The organism is Micromonospora zamorensis (assembly GCF_900090275.1).
GTDB lineage: Bacteria > Actinomycetota > Actinomycetes > Mycobacteriales > Micromonosporaceae > Micromonospora > Micromonospora zamorensis.
On record NZ_LT607755.1, the window covers coordinates 2,066,443 to 2,085,335 of the forward strand.

24 protein-coding genes are annotated in these 18,893 nt (G+C 69.2%); 11 read left to right on the forward strand and 13 right to left on the reverse strand.

Features of this window, described 5'->3' with window-relative positions; genetic code table 11:
* Positions 1-71: 71 nt before the first annotated feature.
* Positions 72-257, forward strand: coding sequence for a hypothetical protein (locus GA0070619_RS09210; protein ID WP_088947671.1), 186 nt, complete (start codon positions 72-74; stop codon positions 255-257).
* 474 nt (positions 258-731) lie between these two features.
* Complete coding sequence (locus GA0070619_RS09215; RefSeq protein WP_231927347.1) at positions 732-1,025, forward strand: TraR/DksA family transcriptional regulator; 294 nt, start codon at positions 732-734, stop codon at positions 1,023-1,025.
* Positions 1,026-1,141: 116 nt separating this feature from the next.
* Here GA0070619_RS09215 and GA0070619_RS09220 read toward each other — a convergent pair whose 3' ends face one another.
* Entirely contained in the window at positions 1,142-1,915 is a 774-nt protein-coding gene (locus GA0070619_RS09220) for a maleylpyruvate isomerase N-terminal domain-containing protein (RefSeq protein ID WP_088947673.1), read from the reverse strand.
* Between the two features lie 194 nt (positions 1,916-2,109).
* Between GA0070619_RS09220 and GA0070619_RS09225 the strand changes: the two genes are divergently transcribed.
* The 3 genes from GA0070619_RS09225 (at position 2,110) to GA0070619_RS09235 (ending at position 5,211) form a co-directional block, all read left to right on the forward strand.
* Positions 2,110-3,315: an NAD(P)/FAD-dependent oxidoreductase gene (locus tag GA0070619_RS09225; protein ID WP_088947674.1), complete on the forward strand. Its 1,206-nt coding sequence runs from the start codon at positions 2,110-2,112 to the stop codon at positions 3,313-3,315.
* The gene (locus tag GA0070619_RS09230) at positions 3,312-4,232 is read left to right on the forward strand and encodes an RNA polymerase sigma-70 factor (RefSeq protein WP_172862008.1); all 921 of its coding nucleotides are present in this window, start codon (positions 3,312-3,314) and stop codon (positions 4,230-4,232) included. The genes GA0070619_RS09225 and GA0070619_RS09230 overlap by 4 nt, the downstream gene beginning before the upstream one ends.
* A 115-nt stretch (positions 4,233-4,347) precedes the next feature.
* Complete coding sequence (locus tag GA0070619_RS09235; protein WP_088947676.1) at positions 4,348-5,211, forward strand: alpha/beta fold hydrolase; 864 nt, start codon at positions 4,348-4,350, stop codon at positions 5,209-5,211.
* Between the two features lie 101 nt (positions 5,212-5,312).
* Here the strand turns inward: GA0070619_RS09235 and GA0070619_RS09240 are convergent, their stop codons facing one another.
* Positions 5,313-6,116: an SGNH/GDSL hydrolase family protein gene (locus GA0070619_RS09240; RefSeq protein WP_088947677.1), complete on the reverse strand. Its 804-nt coding sequence runs from the start codon at positions 6,114-6,116 to the stop codon at positions 5,313-5,315.
* A 141-nt stretch (positions 6,117-6,257) separates the two neighbouring features.
* On the opposite strand from GA0070619_RS09240, the gene GA0070619_RS09245 reads away from it, so the two are divergent.
* Entirely contained in the window at positions 6,258-7,010 is a 753-nt protein-coding gene (locus tag GA0070619_RS09245; protein WP_088947678.1) for an MBL fold metallo-hydrolase, read from the forward strand.
* A gap of 71 nt (positions 7,011-7,081) precedes the next feature.
* On the opposite strand, the gene GA0070619_RS09250 is transcribed toward GA0070619_RS09245, so the two are convergent.
* The 3 genes from GA0070619_RS09250 to GA0070619_RS09260 all read right to left on the reverse strand — a co-directional run bounded on the left by GA0070619_RS09250 (position 7,082) and on the right by GA0070619_RS09260 (position 9,358).
* Positions 7,082-7,615 carry a hypothetical protein gene (locus GA0070619_RS09250; RefSeq protein WP_197699625.1) on the reverse strand — a complete coding sequence of 178 codons (534 nt, stop codon included), beginning with the start codon at positions 7,613-7,615 and terminating at the stop codon, positions 7,082-7,084.
* 50 nt (positions 7,616-7,665) lie between these two features.
* Complete coding sequence (locus tag GA0070619_RS09255) at positions 7,666-8,202, reverse strand: RBBP9/YdeN family alpha/beta hydrolase (protein WP_088947679.1); 537 nt, start codon at positions 8,200-8,202, stop codon at positions 7,666-7,668.
* Between the two features lie 136 nt (positions 8,203-8,338).
* Positions 8,339-9,358 carry an NADPH:quinone reductase gene (locus GA0070619_RS09260; protein WP_088947680.1) on the reverse strand — a complete coding sequence of 340 codons (1,020 nt, stop codon included), beginning with the start codon at positions 9,356-9,358 and terminating at the stop codon, positions 8,339-8,341.
* A 98-nt stretch (positions 9,359-9,456) separates the two neighbouring features.
* Between GA0070619_RS09260 and GA0070619_RS09265 the strand changes: the two genes are divergently transcribed.
* Complete coding sequence (locus tag GA0070619_RS09265) at positions 9,457-9,798, forward strand: ArsR/SmtB family transcription factor (RefSeq protein ID WP_231927348.1); 342 nt, start codon at positions 9,457-9,459, stop codon at positions 9,796-9,798.
* 148 nt (positions 9,799-9,946) lie between these two features.
* Positions 9,947-10,447, forward strand: a complete 501-nt coding sequence (locus tag GA0070619_RS09270; protein WP_088947681.1) for a hypothetical protein — start codon at positions 9,947-9,949, stop codon at positions 10,445-10,447.
* Between the two features lie 18 nt (positions 10,448-10,465).
* Here the strand turns inward: GA0070619_RS09270 and GA0070619_RS09275 are convergent, their stop codons facing one another.
* The 4 genes from GA0070619_RS09275 to GA0070619_RS09290 form a co-directional block, all read right to left on the reverse strand.
* A complete protein-coding gene (locus tag GA0070619_RS09275) occupies positions 10,466-11,965 on the reverse strand; it encodes an FAD-dependent monooxygenase (protein WP_088947682.1) in 1,500 nt (499 codons plus the stop codon).
* Positions 11,966-12,090: 125 nt separating this feature from the next.
* Positions 12,091-12,708 carry an acyl-CoA-like ligand-binding transcription factor gene (locus tag GA0070619_RS09280; RefSeq protein ID WP_088947683.1) on the reverse strand — a complete coding sequence of 206 codons (618 nt, stop codon included), beginning with the start codon at positions 12,706-12,708 and terminating at the stop codon, positions 12,091-12,093.
* A gap of 195 nt (positions 12,709-12,903) precedes the next feature.
* Positions 12,904-13,614, reverse strand: coding sequence for a class I SAM-dependent methyltransferase (locus GA0070619_RS09285; protein WP_088947684.1), 711 nt, complete (start codon positions 13,612-13,614; stop codon positions 12,904-12,906).
* Positions 13,615-13,946: 332 nt separating this feature from the next.
* Entirely contained in the window at positions 13,947-14,447 is a 501-nt protein-coding gene (locus GA0070619_RS09290) for a GNAT family N-acetyltransferase (RefSeq protein WP_088947685.1), read from the reverse strand.
* Positions 14,448-14,551: 104 nt separating this feature from the next.
* Here GA0070619_RS09290 and GA0070619_RS09295 point away from each other — a divergent pair, with 104 nt between their 5' ends.
* Entirely contained in the window at positions 14,552-15,037 is a 486-nt protein-coding gene (locus GA0070619_RS09295; RefSeq protein ID WP_157743961.1) for a GNAT family N-acetyltransferase, read from the forward strand.
* A gap of 86 nt (positions 15,038-15,123) precedes the next feature.
* Positions 15,124-15,435, forward strand: a complete 312-nt coding sequence (locus tag GA0070619_RS09300) for an NIPSNAP family protein (protein WP_088951663.1) — start codon at positions 15,124-15,126, stop codon at positions 15,433-15,435.
* A gap of 12 nt (positions 15,436-15,447) precedes the next feature.
* Here GA0070619_RS09300 and GA0070619_RS09305 read toward each other — a convergent pair whose 3' ends face one another.
* The 3 genes from GA0070619_RS09305 to GA0070619_RS09315 form a co-directional block, all read right to left on the reverse strand.
* Positions 15,448-16,167: a DinB family protein gene (locus GA0070619_RS09305; RefSeq protein WP_088947686.1), complete on the reverse strand. Its 720-nt coding sequence runs from the start codon at positions 16,165-16,167 to the stop codon at positions 15,448-15,450.
* A 207-nt stretch (positions 16,168-16,374) separates the two neighbouring features.
* Complete coding sequence (locus GA0070619_RS09310; protein WP_088947687.1) at positions 16,375-16,689, reverse strand: hypothetical protein; 315 nt, start codon at positions 16,687-16,689, stop codon at positions 16,375-16,377.
* A 38-nt stretch (positions 16,690-16,727) separates the two neighbouring features.
* Positions 16,728-17,387, reverse strand: a complete 660-nt coding sequence (locus GA0070619_RS09315) for a DJ-1/PfpI family protein (protein WP_088947688.1) — start codon at positions 17,385-17,387, stop codon at positions 16,728-16,730.
* Positions 17,388-17,491: 104 nt separating this feature from the next.
* Between GA0070619_RS09315 and GA0070619_RS09320 the strand changes: the two genes are divergently transcribed.
* The gene (locus GA0070619_RS09320) at positions 17,492-18,499 is read left to right on the forward strand and encodes a GlxA family transcriptional regulator (RefSeq protein WP_172862009.1); all 1,008 of its coding nucleotides are present in this window, start codon (positions 17,492-17,494) and stop codon (positions 18,497-18,499) included.
* Here GA0070619_RS09320 and GA0070619_RS09325 read toward each other — a convergent pair.
* Positions 18,411-18,863, reverse strand: coding sequence for a MerR family transcriptional regulator (locus tag GA0070619_RS09325; RefSeq protein ID WP_088951664.1), 453 nt, complete (start codon positions 18,861-18,863; stop codon positions 18,411-18,413). The two genes, GA0070619_RS09320 and GA0070619_RS09325, sit on opposite strands and share 89 nt — an antisense overlap.
* Between the last annotated feature and the right edge of the window lie 30 nt (positions 18,864-18,893).

An 18,893-nucleotide genomic window follows, 5' to 3' on the forward strand; every position in this document is an offset into this window, starting at 1 on the left:
GTAGCCGCCGCGCCAACGTACTGGTCCAGGTCTGACGCCGCTGTGGCATGAGCAGGCCGTCGTAACATGCATTGAACGCGAAGAAGCTGGTCACGGCGCGGGGTGTCGAGGACTTCACCGACGCCCTGACCGGCTACATCATCGTGGAAGCGGACTCGCACGACGAGGCAGTTCAGATCTTCTCCGGGCACCCGCACCTGAGGCTGTTCGCCGGAAACTCGATCGCCGTCCTGGAGTGTCCCTCTCCGCCCAGCTGATGCCCCGGTTGACGAGTTGTCTGTGAGCGGACTGGCGCTGTTTTCCAGGCCGGTGGCTCGGTGCCGTGATCGTCCGGTCTGAGCCGTGAAGAGACGTTTCGGGTCGCAGGCCATGGCCAACATGGGGTCCCTCCGCAGGCGTTGGCTTTAGCGCAGGAGTCCCCCTATGGTGGAGGCATGCCGTCGGTGACTTTCTGCTCGTCTGTCGTCACTGTGCTGGCAGCGCTTGGCGCTGCTCGCGCAGCGACGCAGCGACGCCTGACGGTTGGGATGCGCGTGCCGGTTGTCCGCGCGCTGCACATCGCGCCCTCGCACAAGCTGTCGAGCCCGCCGCCAATCGGCCGAGACCCTCCCGCGGAATCGTTGCATCCCAGAACGACCGCAGGGCGAAGCCATTTGAGCTTCGGCCCTTTTTCTTTTTCCCTGGAGAGGTAGACCATGAGCGTCGATCATCGTGCTGTTGATCAGAGCTGGTTGGCTGATCTGCGAGCGTCCCTGGCGGACGACTTCGCCGCACAAACGGCTCGGCTGCGGGAACTGACCGAGCTCAACGCGGACACCGGCGACCCCAGTGAGGCGCACAACCAGGCTGCGCTGCTGCTGGCCACCCGCCGCAACATCGAGCAGATCACCGGTGCTCTGGGCCGGATCAGCGACGGCACCTACGGTGCCTGCCAGAAGTGCGGCCAGAACATCCCGGCCGAGCGGCTCGAGGTTCTCCCGCACGCGCGCTTCTGCGTGCCGTGCCAGGAGAAGCACAACAAGTGACGCCTCGTGTGGCTGCCGCGCCGCTGCGCGGCAGCCACACACCGGCGATCAGAGCCTGACCTCGCAGGGTACGGGCGAAGCCCAGCACAACCGACAGAGGCGTCACACGTGCGCGTTTATGCGGTCGGGTCCCAGTCTGCGAGCTGCTCCATCGGCTCGGTGTCGCCGCTGGTCTCCAGGCCGTCGAGCGGGAGGCGCTCGTAGAAGTAGAGGATCATTTCGCTCGCTGCGCCTCGCATCGCCATGTCGCCCGGCTCCGCGTCGGCGGCGAGGTCGTCGCAGCGGACGCCGTCAGCGTTGAGGGTCAGGCGCCAGGAACGGCCCTCGGTCGCGTGCAGGTCGATGGTCGCCGGCTTGAACGGCCAGGGGACGGTCGTCGCCGAGACGGTCGTCAGGAACTCGTCGACGCCCTCGACCGCGACGTCCGTCGGCAGCGGCTGTGCGACCCCCTGGGTGAACTGGGCGTCGTAGGTGTGGACGGCCAGCTCCTGGATCTGGTGCCGGGCCACGGCTCCGCTGGTCTGCGGGGCCTGCGAGCGGCCCCACCAGGTCCAGCAGCCGCGGTCCGGGCCGGCCTCGCGCATCGCGGCGAGCATGAGCTCGGTCGACTCGGCGAGCCAGGCGTCCAGGGCTTCGCGGTCGCGGGGCGCGGTCGGGGCGCCCTTCGGGTCCGTCCTCGCCGGGGGCTCAGCGCCCGGGCCCGCCGCGATGATGGCGGCCTGGCGGCGGCGGCCGTCGCCGATGTGCTGCGCCAGTTCGCGCAGCGTCCAGTCCGGGCAGGTCGGGACCTGGACGTCAAGGTCGGGAGCGGACGCGATCGCGGCGCGGAACGCGGCCGAGCGGTCGTCGATCAACCGCAGGACCTCGGGGAACTCCACAGTGTTCTGCACCTCGGTTGTGTATCACTGCGCTCCAGCCGCCGGATAGCGAATTTGTCGGAAGAACGCGTCGACACCCGGGCGGAGCGCCGGCGCCGAACGCGGGCGCGAACGTCGACCATGTCGTGCGTCACGTCCATCTCATGTCACGGACACGTCGGCAGCTTGCGTCTGGTGGTCGTCAGCGCGAGGAAAGAGGCGGAACGATGAGCACAGAGCACGAGGTCGGGACGGCGGCTGCGCACCGGGTGGTGATTCTGGGGGCGGGGTACGCGGGGATGGCCGCGACGATCCAGCTCGCGGCGCGGGTCAGGCGCCGCGAGGGTGTGCGGGTGACCCTGGTGAACGCGCAGGAGCGGTTCACAGAGCGCCTGCGGCTGCACATGACGGCGACCGGGCAGCGGCTCGCCGAGATGAGCATCCCGGAGCTGCTGGAGGGTACGGGCGTGCAGTTCGTGCGCGGCTGGGTGACGGCGCTGGACGCGGATGCGAAGACCGTGCGGCTCGACGACGACCGGGTGCTGCACTACGACACGCTGGTGTACGGGTTGGGCAGTGTGGCCGACACGGCGGCGGTGCCGGGTGTCGAGGACTACGCGTACACGCTGAACAGCGTCCAGGACGCCGAGTTGCTGGCTGACCGGCTGGCGCGGCTCGGCAGCGGCAGGTTGGTGGTCGGTGGCAGTGGGTTGACCGGCGTCGAGTCGGCTGCGGAGATCGCCGAGCGGCACCCGGAGCTGAACGTCGTCCTCCTGGGTCGGCAGGAACCCGGCGCGACCATGATCCCGAAGGTCAGGGCGCACCTGCGGTCCGCGCTTGAGCGCCTGGGCGTCCGGGTGCGCAGCGGGGTCGAGGTGGTGAAGGTGCTGCCCGGTTCGGTCGAGTTGGCCGGCGGAGAGACGATGGCCGCCGACGTCGTGGTGTGGACGAGTGGCACGCGCGTGTCGCCGCTGGCTGCGGCAGCCGGTCTGGCCGTCGAGGAGCGCGGCCGCATCGTCACCGACCCCGCGCTGCGGTCGGTGTCGCACCCCGACGTGTACGCGGTGGGCGACGCCGCCGCGATCCGTCAGAGTTACGGCGTCATGCACGGCACCTGCCAGGGTGGCATGCCGACCGGGGTGCACGCCGCGGTGGCGATCGTCCGCGCGCTCAAGGGTAAGAAGGCGAAGCCTTTCCGCTTCGGCTACTACCACACACCGGTGAGTCTGGGACGGCACGATGCGGTCGTCCAGTTCACCCACCCCGACGACAGTCCTCGACGGATGTATCTGACCGGCCGCAGAGCGGCCTGGTACAAGGAGACGGTGAGTGCTTCGCCCTGGCCGACGTACGGCCGCATGAAGAGGATGCCCGCCGCGGGCGCGTTCTGGCCCCGCGGTGGCCGCTTCACCCGGGTCCGGGACGCGCGGTGACCCATCCGTTCCGGGAGCTCGACCAGCGGGTCTACAACGAGCATCGCAACCTGCTGTTCTCGGTGGCCTACCGCATTCTCGGCACGGCGGCCGACGCCGAGGACGCGGTCCAGGACGCCTGGATCAAGTGGTCGGCCGCCGACCGCGCGCAGGTGGCCGACCCCAGGGCCTATCTGACGCGGATCGTGTCGAACCTGGCGATGGACCGGCTGCGCTCCACCCGGCACAAGCGCGAGACGTACGTCGGGCCGTGGCTCCCGGAGCCGATTCTCACCGCCGGGGACACCGCCGACGCCGTCACGACCGCCGAGTCCGTCTCAATGGCCATGCTGGTGGTGCTGGAAACACTGAGTCCGTTGGAGCGGGCGGTGTTCGTGCTGAAGGAGGTCTTCGACCTCAGCCACGCCGAGATCGCGGAGGCGGTGGACCGTTCCGAGGTCGCGGTGCGCCAGGCCGCGCACCGCGCTCGCGAGCACGTTCGGGCCCGGCGGCCACGCTTCGTCGCGGACCGCTCGCGGCAGCACGAGGTCACCCGACGGTTCTTCGCCGCCGCGACCGGTGGCGACATCAACGCCCTCATGGAGCTGCTGTCGCCGGACGTCACACTGTGGACCGACGGTGGCGGCAAGGTCCGCCAGGCCATGCGTCCGGTGGTGGGGGCACAGACGGTGGCCGCCTGGTTCGCGGCCATCGGCACCGTCACCTACCAGGGCGTCGAGCCCGCCGACATGAGCGCCGAGCTGGTCGAGATCAATGGCGGGCTGGGCATGGTGTTCCGCGGTCCGGGTCGTGTGGTCGCCACCGTCACCGTCGAGGTCGACGCCGGCGGCCGCATCATCGCCATCCACAACGTCGCCAACCCGGACAAGCTCCGGGCCATCGCCGAAGGCGCCACGCGCGACGTCCGTACACGCTGAGCTTTTCCCAAGGTGACGCGGGTGACGGCCCTCGCGGCCGGCACCGGGTCGATGCCTGACCAGACGGTATGTGGGCGCAGGTTTGCGGGACGGGCGGCTCGGATACTCGTCGCGCATGTTTGACGGTTTCACCGACGAGAGGATCGACGTCGGGGAGGTGGAACTCCGTGTCCGGCATGCCGGGCAAGGGCCCCCGGTGCTCCTCATCCATGGGCATCCGCGCACCGGGTCGACGTGGCACCGGGTGGCACCGCGGTTGGTGGACCGGGGCTTCACCGTCGTCTGCCCTGACATGCGCGGCTACGGGAGGTCCGGCAAGGCGAAGATCCTCCCGGACCACTCGCAGCAGTCCAAACGGGCGGTCGCGGGGGACATGGTCCGTCTGATGGGCATCCTGGGTCATCCGACGTTCGCCGCGGTCGGGCACGACCGTGGTTGCTACGTGACGTTGCGCCTGGCACTGGACCACCCGGACGTGGTCAGCCGGCTCGTGGTTCTCGATGGCGTGCCCATCAGTGAGGCCCTCGCCAGGTGCGACGCGCGATTCGCCCACGACTGGTACCACTGGTTCTTCTTCGCGCAGCCCGACAAGCCGGAGCGGGCCATCGCCGTCGATCCCGATGCCTGGTACGGCAACAAGGCCCAGCCGCAGAGCATGGGGGCCGAGAATTACGAGGAGTTCCGGGAGGCCATCCACGACCCGGCCACGGTCCGGGCGATGCTGGAGGACTACCGCGCCGGCCTGGGTGTCGACCGGGAGCACGAGGAAGCCGACCGGCGTGCCGGTCGCACAGTCCGCTGTCCGACGCTGTTTCTCTGGTCGACCCGTGACGACATGGAGGACCTGTACGGTGATCCGCTCGCTGTCTGGCGGCCCTGGGTCGACGATCTGCGCGGCCACCCGATCGAGTCCGGGCATCACGTCGCCGAGGAGAACCCCGACGACCTCACGGCGGCGCTGCACGGCTTCCTCGCGTGACCATCTCCTCGGCCTGTAGGCCGGAGTGCTGATCCTGTACGGGCCGACCCAGTTCGACGGGGCACGCGGGGCGATGGGTCTCGCCCCGCGTGCCCTCGACGTCAGCCGGCGACGGAGCGGAAGACCGGGTAGTAGCCGCTGGACTGGCCGGCCGCGGTCGGGTGGTAGGAGATGCCGAGGTTGACGAAGTTCAGGGCGTGCAACCACTTGTCGCCGTAGCTGCACAGTTGGTGCCCGACGAACTGCGAGCGGACGTCGGCGAAGGTGAAGCCGGCGGCCTGGGCGGCGCTGCGGGTGAGGTCGTTCACCAGGTTGATGCCCTCGTTGATCTTCGCTCGCGAGGTGGCGCTGAGCCCGACACACGTCGTGCCCAGTTGGTAGAAGACCGGGTAGCCGACGACCACCACCCGGGCCGACGGCGCACGGGTGCGGATTCCGTTGTAGACGGTGCGCAGCAGGTTGGTGAGGTCGGCCCGCGCCTTGTCCTCGGCGGTCTGCACGGCGGCCACGCAGTCGTTGGTCCCGTAGAGCACGCAGGTGGTCATGATGTTGGCGAACCCGACATCGTTGCCGCCGACTGTGACGCTGACCAGGGTCGTGGTTGTGCTGAGCGCGCTGAGCTGCGTGTTGTTCACGCTGGCGGTGGTGGCACCGGAGCAGGCAACCGAACGGTACGACGCGGGTCGCACGTTGGTGGCGTACAACGCCGGGTAGGCGTTGGTGCTGCGCTGGCAGGAGCCACTCTCGGCGGTGTAGCTGCCGGCACCCACCCCCGAAGAGTAGGAGTCGCCGAGGGCGACGTAGTGGTCGCTGGGAGCGGCCTCGGCGGGCGCTGCCAGGGTGAGGGTGGCGGCCAGAGCCGTCGCCAGGCTCAGGGTGAGGGTTGCCAGACGGGATTTCCGCACGTCGCGCTCCGGTGGGGGTAGGAGATTCGGTGTGACATAGATATCACTGGATATCGACGTTGGGAAGATCCCTAAAGAGGGTCCTGGGGGTGTTACGCGGCCGGCAGGGGTTCGGGGGGCAGCGCTGGCACACTGGCGGACATGGTGGACTGGCATACGCAGGCCGAGGTGGGCGACGACGTCATCCGGATCTCGGAGCCGCACGTCAACGAGCTGCTGTCCGCGAACTTCTGGTGGCTGCGCGGCACCGATCGAGACCTGGTGATCGACGCCGGGCTCGGTGTCGTCCCCCTGCGGGAGGCGATCCCGGGCCTGTTCCACCGCGATCCGATGGTCCTGCTCACCCACGCGCACCTGGATCATGTCGGTGGAGCAGCCGAGTTCGCTGACCGGGCCGCCCACCCCGCCGAGGCCGAGGTCCTCGCGGCGGGCGTACCGGCGAGCCTGTATGGCGCGGAGCTCTACGACAAACTCGGGATCGACCCAGCGGGAGAACCCGTCCCGGAGCTCATGCTCGACGCCCTGCCCAGTCCCGGCTACGACCCGGCCAGCTACCGCATCGCACCCATGACCCTGAACCGGATGGTCGACGACGGCGACCGGATCGACCTGGGCGGGCGGGTGCTGACCGTGCTGCACCTTCCCGGCCACACACCGGGCAGCATCGCCCTGCTGGAGGAGCGCACCGGGACCCTGTATTCCGGCGACATCATCTACGACGGTGCCTTGATCGATGATCTGCCGAACTCGGACGTGGCTGCCTACCGGCGAAGCATGCAGATCCTCGCCGACCTCGACGTGTCCGTCGTCCATCCCGGCCACGGGCACAGCTTCGACAGGGCACGGCTTCGCGAGTTGGCCGACGCGTACCTGCGCAGGAGAGCCTCAGGTTGAGTTCGTGCCCGGTGCTCAGCAGGCGGCGCGGTCTCTTCAGGCGTCACGCTGCGACCGCTACCGCCTCTGGTTCATCCGGAGGTGGAGAAGGTGAGGAAGGTGTCGGGAGGCCGGCTTTCGGGAGTGGGACCGTCGTGGGTCTTCCATGTGTCCCCGACGACCTGGGTCGCTACCTGCGACCAGAACGCTTCGACGCCGGGGTTGTAGCGCTGGAAGCCGATGCTCCACCGCCCCGGGAACAGGGCGATGATTCGAACGGCAGCGGCGCGACCGACGCCTGTGCGACGCAGTGCGCGGACGATGAAGAAACTCGTGATGGACGTGCCGCCGTCCTCAGCCGGGGTCGTCATCGCAAAGCCCGCTGTCCGGCCGGCCGCAGTGATCAACCACGCGCGGCGCTGCGGGTCGACACCGGCGAGGAACCGGTCCAGCGGCCGGTCGTTGAACGTGCCGTCGTCGTTAGGGAGGTGACCGTAAGCCTCTGACAGGTCATGACGGTACAACTGACCCAGGTTGCCGAGCACCGCCCGGTGCGAACGGTCGACCGGAATGAGGGCGACGGGATGCGACGGCGGGCGGGGCGGAATCGCGGCTTCCCAGGGCACCCGGCCAGTCTTCCATGCCGGGCAGCGCACCCCGAGCTGCGGCGGCGGCGTCAGGGGATGAGTCGGTCGACAAGTTCGAACCGGTCGTACGGCTGGTTGTAGTCGCCGAAGTGCCCGTCGTCGCGCACGATCTGGGTGCCGCCGAGCCGCTCGAACATGGCGCGCCCCTGTCGGTCGTCGCAGCCGTACGGATCCTTGCGTGAGTTGATGAAGTAGATGTCCCGCACGTGCGACCGGATCGCGGCCCAGTCGTAGCTCTGCTGGAGGACCGGCTCTTCCTCGGTGTTGGGCCGGGTGCAGTAACCCGCGACCAGGATCGCCTGGGCGACTGTGACATCGACATGCTCCAGGAGCGCCAGCAGCAGGGCCGCGCCCCCCGAGTGGCCCACCAGGATCGTCTCCTCGTCGAAGCTGTGCCCGTCGAGCACCTTCGGCAGGAACGTCGCGATCGGCTCGACGTTGATGCCCGGGTGGTGCGGCACCTCGACGGTGTAGCCCCGGGCCCGGAGTCGCTCCGCCAGCCAGGGATACCAGCACACGTCCGGGTTGCCGCCGGTCCCGTGAAAGATGATCGCTCTGCGCCCCACCAGGCCCCCTCGTATCGACGTCTTGATCAAAGCACGTGATCCGAGAAGTGGGCACGACGAGTGGCCGGTACGCGGATCTGCCGATGAGCCGATCCGCGTACCGATGCGAGGCGGAGATGCGGTAGCTGGTCGAACGTCAGGGCGTGACGTCCACCAGTACCTTGCCAACCACGCCGGCCTCCACGGCTCGGTGAGCGTCGGCGGTGCGGTGCAGTGGGAAGCGGAGCAGTGGCAGGCCGTGCTCCTCGCCAACCGGCAGGGCGCCGTCACGGATCGCGGCGGCGACGTCCTCGACGGCTGCGGCGCGCGCCTGCGGGCCAGCCGTGTAGAGCACCAGGAACTGCAGGCGGGTGTTCAACACCATGTTCTGGCCCACGTTCAGCTCGACCGCCCGTCCGCCCTCGTTGGCGTACGTCGCGATCGTGCCGCGGGCACGCAGCACGGCCAGGTCCAGGGTGAGGTTAGCGCCGAGCGCCACCTCGGCGACGATGTCGACGCCGTCGGGGGCGATCGCGCGGATGGCGGCGGCCGGGTCACCCTCGCGATAGTTGATCGTGTGGTGGGCTCCAGCCGCAGCGGCCAGCTTCGCCTTCTCCGGGCCGCTGACCGTGCCGATCACGGTGGCGCCTGCCCATCGGGCGAGTTGGATCACCGCGTGCCCGACCGCGCCGGCTCCGCCGGCGGCGAGCACCACCTTGCCATCGAGTGCACCGGGGTGCAGGCGGCGTGGTCCGTCCTCGGCGACGGTGAGGGCACGGTGTGCGGTCAGCGCGGGGACGCCGAGTGAGGCGCCGACGTCGAAACTGGCCTCGTCGGGCAGTGGCACAGCCTGATCGGCGGGTACGACGGTGAACTCGGCGGCGGTGCCGGTGGGCCGACCGGCGGCGGCCATGAACAGCCACACCCGCTGACCGACCCGGCCCGGATCAACCCCGTCACCGACGGCGTCGATCACGCCGGCGCCGTCGAGGTGTGGGGTGATCTCGGAGAACAGCTTGCGGTGGGCGACGCCGGAGCGGGCCTGCCAGTCGGTCGGGTTGACCCCGGACACGGCGACCCGGACTCGGACTTCGCCGGCGTCGGGTGCGGTCAGGTCACGCTCGACGAGCTGGAGCACGTCGGGGCCGCCGTTGTCGCGGTAGACGATCGCTTTCATGATCCATCCTCTGTTCGACCTGCATCGTACTGTTCGAGCCGCGTCGAACAGTACGACGAGGGTCGTACTTTCCGCAACATCTGGCTAGGCTTCGTCTCGTGACCGAGGTGATCGAACCTTCCATCGAGACCGTGACGATCGACGTCGTGCTCAGCGCGCTCGCCGACCCGGTGCGGCTCACGCTGGTGCGTGCCCTCGACGCCGCTGGGGACTGGACGTGCGGCAGCGACGTCCTCAAGGGCAGCCGCTTCACCATCGGCAAGTCGACGCTGTCGCACCACATCAAGGTTCTGCGCGATGCCGGACTGATCCGCACCCGCGTCGACGGCATTCGCCGGCTGGTCACGCTGCGCTACGACGACGTGGAACAACGCTTTCCCGGGCTGCTGAGCATGCTCCGCGAACATGACGCCGAAGAGGCGCCCGCCTCAACCGCATGACGCAGACGAGCGAAAACAGAATCTCCGGCAGGAGTGATCCCGTTCGTCGCGATGCGTGCGTTGACGCCCCCGCGCCTCGCTCCTCTGCGGGAGTGAGACCCACCCAGGGAGGGAGGCGTCCGGGTGCTGCCGAGGCGATGGTGCTGGTATGCCCGCTCGCACCGATCGTCGCTGGGCGTACGGCGCCTTCGCATGGTTGATCTTCTTTGTGGTGTCGCACGTGATCCTGGTGTTCTTCCCCGGCGACGATCCGACCGGTGACGGCCCCTGGGACATGAGGGCCTACGTGATCTTCAACGTTGTGCTCATCTCGATGTCGGCCATCGGGGCAGCCGTCGTCCTGGCCACCGCTCGCCCGCCGGCTCGACATCTCCCTCGGTGGTTACTGCTGGCGCCGCTGTTGGGCGGCAGCGTGCTGCTCGTCATCCGGGGTGTTCCGGGGATGGCCGAGAATCTGCTGATGGTCACGGGTGTCCGTCGCGGTGGCTTCATGGGGGCCGCAGACATCTCCACGGGCGAGTTCTGGACCGGCATCGGAGTCAACACCTACTTCTTCACCGGCGCGGTGTTGCTGGTGGGGACAACTGTTTCCTACAGCCGCCGATCAGCGGGAAGCGGTCCGAGGAGATCAGCCGACCAGGTTCGGTGAGGCGGACGGCTCTGTCGCTCACAGTGGAAGGCCGAAGTGGTGGGTGAGCGAGGCGCGCAGGGTGCCGGCGTTTCCGGCGGACCAGGCGACGAAGCAGTCGGGGCGTAGCAGCAACGCGGTCGCGGTCGTGCCCTCCAGCGCGCCGGTGACCACGTCGACCCGGTCTCGCCACGGCGCGGCGACTCCGGCGTAGGCACCCGTGGAGTCCAGCAGCAGCGGCCGGGCGGCGCGGGTCAGCTCGGCGAGGCGTAGCGGGCCGTGCTCGCTGTGCACGACCACGTCGGGGGCGAAGCGGCCGGCCAACGGGTCGGCCGGATCGGCGGGATAGTGGATGTCCGCGCCGGACATCAGCGCCGCGATGTGCCCTGTCACCTCCGGCTTGCGCAGCAGCTCGGCGAAGAGTTGCCGAAGGCCGGTGATCTCGTCGCCGGGGCCGATGAGCGCCGACTGTGCCTGGGTGGACATGACGACCCGTTCGGCGACGGGGCGGCGCTCGGTCTCGTACGTGTCGAGCAGACCCTGCGGTGCCCAGCCGCGCACCGTGGCGGCAAGCTTCCAGCCCAGGTTGACGGCGTCCTGGAGGCCCAGGTTGAGGCCGGGGCCGCCGATCGCGGGGTGCACGTGCGCGGCGTCGCCGACCAGCAGCACCCGGTCGGCGCGGTAGCGGTCGGCGATGCGGGTGTTGCCGCCGGTCAGCCGCCGCAACAGTCCGGGGCCCTCTGGCGCGCCGAAGGGGATGTCCACGCCGAGCACCCGGGCGACGCTGGCGCGCAGCTCCGCCAGGTCCATCGGGGTCTCGTCGCTGGTCGGCGCGTCGGGCCACTCCGTCGTGCTCAGGATCGCCGGACGGCCGGGGAACGGGGCCCAGGCGATCAGGCCGCGCGCGGTGCGGGTGTGTTGGAACGGCGGGACGACGCCGTAACCGGGCGCACGAAGGCCACCGGTCTCGGGGTCGAGGGACGACGCGGGGACGCTCACCGTGGCGGTACGGGAGATGGACCGGTCGAAGGTGGCGCCGGGAAAGCCGATGCCGGCGAGGCGGCGCACCGCGCTGCGGCCCCCGTCGGCACCGACGAGGAAGCGGGAGGTGAGCTGCGTACCGTCGGCAAGGCAGACCTCGACCGCGTCGGGCCGTTGGCGGAGGTCAACGACCTCGTGGCCGCGGCGCAGGTCGACTCCGAGCTCGACGGCCCGATCGGCGAGGGCGGCCTCGAGCTGGGCTTGCGGCACGCCGAGCACGTAGTGCGGGTTCTCCGCGACCATCGTGAGATCCAGCGGGAACGCGCCGAAGACGAAGGCCGGCTGGGGCGACGGCGGGGTGCTCTCGCCGCTGAGCCGCCCGTAGAGCCCGCGCCGGTCGAGCAGGCGGACGACCTGGCCGACGAGGCCGTTGGCGCGGGGCTCGCCGGTGGGCGCGGCGTGGCGTTCGAGGACGACGGGGTGTACGCCGGCGAGGGCCAGCTCGCAGGCGAGCATGAGGCCGTTGGGGCCGGCTCCGACGATGAGGACATCGATCATGATCGTGATCCCTTCTGGGTGTGCGTCATCGCCACGGCAGGCGCGGCACGCGGCCGGCCCGCCGCGGAGGTACGACGCGGCTGAAAGGCGTGGATGAGGTCGTGCGGTGAGTGCGGGCCGGGGCTTCAGCGGGGCGGCGGGAGCCCGGCGGCGACCTGGGCGAAGGCGTCGGTGATCAGGCGCTCGATCGGGGTGGGCGGGTCGGTGCTGTCGAGATAGTGCTGCATGGCGACGGTGACGGCGGCGCTGGCGGCGGCCGCGACGAGCCTCGGATACATGTCGGTGGCGAGGTCGGTGCCGGTGCGCTCGGCGACCGCGGCGGCGAGCTCAGCCTCGGCGACCGCCACGGCGCGCAGCCGCTCGCCCTGCAGCGCGGGCTCGGCGAGCATGGTGCGCACGCCGGCAACCCACTGGGCGTGTGCGGGGGAGGGCATCGCCTCGACCTCGGGGCCGGGCGTGAACTGCTCCAGCGCTGCCTGGGTGAGCGCTGCCCAGAGCGGCTCGTCGGCGGGGCGTTCGCGCAGCGCGGCGGCGGTGCGCAGGCTGCGGTCGAGGTGGCGGGAGGCGATCGCCTCCGCCTTGCTGGAGAAGTAGTTGTTGAAGGTGCGCGGGGAGACACCGGCCGCCTCGGCGATGTCCTCGACGCGGACGTTGTCGTAGCCGCGCTCGACGGCGAGGTGGATGGCGGCCCAGCCGAGCGCCGCCCGCGTCTCGGCCTTCTTGCGCTCCCGAAGCCCCGTCATGCCACCACGCTAGCACTTCTTGCGTGACACGCAAACATGCGGGCCACGCAGAAATGCCGATAGGAACTGCCGTTCATGCTGCGGGAACGCCCGTGGTCCCGGGTGTCCGGTCCACGTGAAGGTGGCACTAATCGTCGCGCGTGAGCAGTTGCGGTGCCAACTAGGTGCGGACGGCGGAAGCGTTTCCGTCCAGGTTTAGTTGGCACCTTCTTGCCGGCGGTGTGCAAAGAGGACCGCTCCTGGAAGGCTCTCGTCGAGGCCGAGCAGCATCTGGGCCTTGACCGTGAATCCGGCATCGCGCAGCCAGGTCGCCATCCGGTCCGGCTGACGGCGGTGCACGTAGACCTTCATCGGATGACCGCCGTAGCCTTCCGTCTTCAGCCGTGACTCATCTCCGACGTGAAAGCCGAGCAACAGAGGTCCATCGGGACGCAGCACCCGCCGAAAGTGGCTAAGAACCGCCGGGATCTCGTCGTCGGGGATGTGGATCAACGACCAGAAGGCGAGCAGGGCAGTGATCGATGCGTCAGCGAGTTGTAGGTCCGTCATCGAACCCACCTCGAACCGCAGGTCGGGGTGCTCCCGCCGAGCGATGTCGATCATCGCGGGTGACAAATCGACGCCGAAGGCATCGACGCCCAGCTTATGCAGGTGGGCAGTGACATGGCCTGGTCCGCAGCCCACGTCCGCCACCGGGCCACCGCCGGCGGCGTGGACCAGATCGGCGAACAACGCCAACGCCGCGAGCAGATAGGGCTCCCCAGCCAAAGCCACCCGTGTGTAGTCGGAGTAACTGTCGGCGACCGTGTCGTAGGAGATCCGGATGTCTGCCAACCAGTCGTCCGCTCGCCTGCTCCGTGACCCAGAAGTGCCGCCGCCTTCCAACCGCGTTCCGGTATCCGTCATCGTTCGGCTCCTCCTCGTGAACTGGTGCGGACGCGTAGGTCTCGGAAGCCGCGCACGCTACCAGTTTCCAAGCCAACTTCGGTGAACCGAGCACCCACCTTCGAGGTTTGACACCGCCCTGGCCGTCACCAGCTACAGCGAGACAGACGCCAGATGTCGGAGACCGGAGACCAGTGCCAACACAATCCGGACGGCGCCACCACTGGTGCCAACAACCGTGGACGGTGCCAGCTTCAAGTGGACCGGACACCGGGCACCCTGATCGTGGCCGGCCCTTCGCGGACTGACCACGACCCGGACACCGAGCTGGTCGTGGCCCCGCCAACCAGCCCTTAGTGCTCCAACGTCACTTGGTTCGTGGGCAGTCGAAGCCGCATAGCTGGATAGGTGGTGCGGCCGAAGCCAAGCGAGTGATAGAGCGGCTCGCCACTCGGGGACGCGCGCAGGTCCACAGTCCGGATTCCGCGGTCGCGGTACCAGTCGAGCAGTGCCGTCACACACAGTCGGGAGTAGCCGCGTCGCCGCTGGTCCGGATCAGTCACCACGTTGAAGATGTATCCGCTCTCGCTCGTTGGATCGTCTGGCCCGCCGAGCCGGCAGTCGACAGCACCAACCGCGCACGCAGCCAATGCGCCGGACCGGTCAGCACGGTCGACAACGAAGGCAACCATTGTCGGGTCCGGAGCGGCGAGCCGGATCTGAAGAACCTCGAACGCCACTCGCCGCCATTCGTCAGTGGCCGGCTCGGGAGAGGCGCCATCCTCGAGGAACACCCCACGTAGGCGAACCAGCTCCGCTGCATCTGCCACCGTCGCCCTGCGTACCTCACCCATGGCCTGGGAGGTTAGTCACCACTCGTCCCAGCGATGTGCTGCACCTGCTGTCGAGACGGGGGACAGTAACCAACCTCGGCTTGACCGTCGGCCACACTTACGGCGTGACGACGACGATCGTGCCCATCGGCTGCGCCCATCCGGCTTTCGATCAGGTAGCTGCTCTGTTTGACGACTATCGCGTGCACTACGGCCAACCGTCATCCCCTGAGATCACACGCACCTGGCTGCACGACCAGCTCGCGCAACACCGGCTCTCCGCCGCTGCCGCCATCCGAGCCGATGACGTCTGTGGCTTCATCACGGCCATGATCATGCCGGCGTCGCTCACGCTGGGCACCGCATGGTCGATCCGCGACCTCTACGTGGCCCCGCGCCATCGCCGTAGCGGCATCGCGCACGCCCTCCTGGAGCACACCATCCACAACGCGCGTTCCGCTGGCGCGCGTCGTGTGTCACTCCAGACCGAGACCGACAACGCTCCGGCTCTGAGGCTCTATACCGAGGTCGGCTTCCAGCCCGTTACCGGCCTGGAACTGCTCAACCGCAGCTTCGATCTCACCGACCAGGATCCAGGAGACACGGCCTAGCGGGCATTCTCGAACCTTCCAGCACGCTCCTGCCGCTGACCGCGGTCGTGCTGCGATGCGCGAGCACCGGCCCGTATGGTGGCGCGATGATCACTTGCGTCGTGCACTACACCATCGACCCCGCGCAGATCGAGGCCTTCGAACGCTTCGCTCGTGAGTGGATGCGGCTGGTGGCCGCGCACGGTGGCGTGCACCACGGCTATTTCCTGCCCGCCGAGGGAGCCAGCGACAAGGCGGAGGCGCTGTTCAGTTTCGAGAGCCTGGCAGCCTACGAGCGTTACCGTGCGCGGTTCGGTAATGACCCGGAGTTCGTCGCGGCGGACAGCATCCGCAACGACTCGGGTTGTGTCGTGCGGTACGAGCGGACCTTCATGCGACCGCTCCTGCCGACCGACTGAGCCCGGCCGGTCCTACTGCTGCGCGTCGAGGTCGCGTGTCGCGTAGCGAAGGTGCTCCCACTCCTCGTCGAAGATCACCTGGAGGCAGTGCAGGACCGGCCGCTCGTGCGCGGGTGACCACGGGGTCGGCCGAGGCTCGGCGAGCAGCCCCGGTGTGACGGTCGCGAGGAAGCCGCGCACCATGGCCTGCCGCTCGGCACGCAGGTCGAGCACCTCGGCGAAGCTCGGATGCCGCGTGGCAAAGACCGACATGTCGAATCCATCCGTCTCGTACTCGGTGTATGGCTGCCCGAGCGGATGGAAGGGTTGCGGCAGGCGCAGGATCGCCTTGCCGAGCCATGCGTCCGTGGCGAACGCGAGGTGGCGCAGGGTCTGCGCGAACGACCACTCGCCACCGATCGAGGCGTCGGTGGTGCTCTGCGGCATGGACTCGACCCGGTCGACGGCGGCCGACCAGGCCCGTTCGAGTGCCGCCCACGCCAAGCGCAGGCCCTCGGGATCGCCGGCATTCTTCAGCTCGCGGCCGGGAAACCGTCGGTTGAGCTCGGCCTCGACGAGCGGCACCACGTCGACACCGTTGATCAGCAGCGTGCCGTCCGCCAGCCACGGCGCATCGATGTCGAGCCCGCTGACATCGACGCCGCGCATGACCGCACCGGCCAACGTCGACCTGTTGAACCGCGCGCCTCGTAGGTCCCTGTCGACGAACGTGGTGGTGTCGCCCTGGGTCATGACAGCCTCCGTCTCGATGGCCTTCGCGGCGATGCTAGCGGGCTGGTCCGACAGAGCCCGCCGCCCGATGTCCGGCGACGCGGGCCCGTGCAGCGCCGGCGGGCGCCGACCCAGGGGGCGCGGAGCGCGGGAACATGCTCGCGGCGATGACGACCGGTGCCGCTGGCGAGGATTGCCGCGAGCATATGGACCGCCACCGGGACCCCCTCACGCGCTCCGCTCACCGGTCACGCGCGTCCGCGGCAGCCGCCCGGCGCGGGACTCGCCGGAGAGGGCGTCGCCGTGAACGATGACGTCGTACGCCAGGTTGAGCCGCAGTGGTCTGGTGATGCTCTGCCGCCAGGTGACGCGCTGCCCGGTTGGGTCCTCGTGGACCACGATGTCGGTGAGGGGCGTGGTCTCGCCAGCGCCGGTCGCGCTGCCGTGGATCACGCCATCCTCTTCCTCGAAGTGGTAGGCGGCCTCGATGGTGCCGACGGGTGTCTTCATGCGGAGGAGCCAGGTGCCGACAATGGTGTTCATCTGCTTGGTGACTTTCCTTCTTCGAGGGGCGGGGCAGGTCAGGCCGCGTGCTGACCTGTGGTCTTCCAGGTGGTGCCGCGACGCTCGTACTCGAACAGTTCCTCGACCGCGTGCGCGGCCTGCGAACCGAAGTCCCGTTCGAGCAGGTAGAGGGCTACGTCGAGACCCGACGTCACGCCGCCGCCGCTGACCAGGTCGCCGTCGTCGACAACGCGCGCGCGGACGGCGTTCACGCCGGTGGCGTCGAGCATGTCGATGCCGAGCACGTGCGTGGTCGCGGTGCGACCTTCGAGGAGACCGGCCATCGCGAGGGCGAGTGATCCCCCGCAGAAGGCCGCGACGGTGATCTTCGGGTTGTCGAGCGCCCGGCGGATGAGGGGCATCGCGTCGCTCTGCGCGAATCGACCCAGGAGTACGGGGATCGTTTCGTCTCCGGCGTCCGGGTCCCCGTCGACGGGGCCGACCGCACCCGGGACGACCACGTAGCCGGGTACGTCCGGATCGAGCCTGGCGGTGGCCGTCAGGGTGATCTGGGAGTTGCCGGCTCGTACGACGCCGGGACCGCTCGCGCTGACGAACTCCACGGCGAGCGCGCCACCGAGGAACTGACTGCCGGCGGTGAGCACCTCGAACGGGGCGATGACATCAAGGGGATCGAAGCCGTCGAAGAGCACGATCTGGACGTGGACCTGTGTCATTGAGGATCTCTTCCGGTGGGCGTTTCCTCCTATGTTTGCGCCGCGCCGGACCGCGTTGCCATGGCTATCAAGACAGATAGCTCCTGGATCTGGCCAGTCGCGAAGTGCCCTATCCTGCGGGGGTGTACACCGTCGTCGTGCTTGCGCTCCCCGATGTGATTGCCTTCGATCTGGCCACCCCGATCGAAACCTTCGGACGCGTGCGCCTACCGGACGGCCGCCCGGGATACCGGGTCGTCGTCGCCGGTCACGAGCCGTCCGTCCAGGCGGGTCCGGTGCGCCTGGCCGTCGACGACGGGCTGGACGCCGTCGAGCGGGCCGACCTCGTCGTGGTGCCAGGGAGGAACGACCCGTTGCAACCGTCGCCGCCCGCTGTTCTCGCGGCACTGCGGGCCGGAGCCCACCGTGGGACGCGAATCGCGTCGATCTGTGTCGGCGCGTTCACGCTGGCCGAGGCGGGGCTGCTCGACGGCCGAGACGCGACGACCCACTGGCTCGCCGCTGACGAACTCGCACGAAGGCATCCCGCTGTCCGGCTGAACCCGGATGTGCTCTACACGGACAACGGAAGCATCCTGACGTCCGCTGGTGCCTCGTCCGGTCTCGACCTGTGCCTGCACATCGTCCAGCGCGACTACGGGGTGGCCGTCGCGGCGGACGCCGCCCGCCTTGCCGTCGCGCCGCTGCACCGCCCCGGAGGGCAGGCGCAGTACATCGTTCGGAACCGGGCAACGCGCCGGACGTCGACGCTGCAACGAGCGCTCTCGTGGATCGAGGCGAACGCGTACCGTGACCTGACCCTCGCGGACATCGCCGCCGCTGCCGGCATGAGCGTGCGCACGCTGACCCGCCGATTCAAGGACGAGACCGGGCAGAGCCCCATGCAATGGGTGTCGGGGGTGCGCATCCGCCACGCACAGGACCTGCTGGAGACCACCGACCACACCGTCGACCGGATCGCTGCCCAGACCGGCTTTCCGACGACCAGCAACTTCCGGTTCCAGTTCGGACAACTCCTCGGCGTCACGCCCGGGGCGTACCGGAGGGTCTTCCGTCCGCAACCGTCACGGGGTGTTGCTGTTGCCAGGGATCTCCCGAGCCGCCGGCGGTGAGGTGCTGCTCGTAGCTGGCCACCTTGACGTCGACGAGCTCGAGGCAGTCGCTCAGCCGCGCCAACTGCTCGGTGATGTGGCGCCGGTGTTCGCGGAGCAGATCGAGCCGTTCGGCCTCGTTGCCGCTGCCCTCGCGGACGAGCTGGGCCAGGCGGCTGATCGTCGTGAGCGGCATGCCGGAAGCGCGGAACTTCACGCAGTTCGCCAGCCACTCGACATCCCAGGCGCTGTAGACACGCCTTCCGGACCCGTCCCGCCGCACGTCACCGGCCAACAGGCCCGCACGCTCGTAGAGCCGCAGAGTGTGCACGCTCAAGCCGGTGCGCTGCGCCACCTGCCCGATGCTGAGGTCCCCGTCCGCCATGGCGTCGACCGTAGCCATTGACCTAGACCT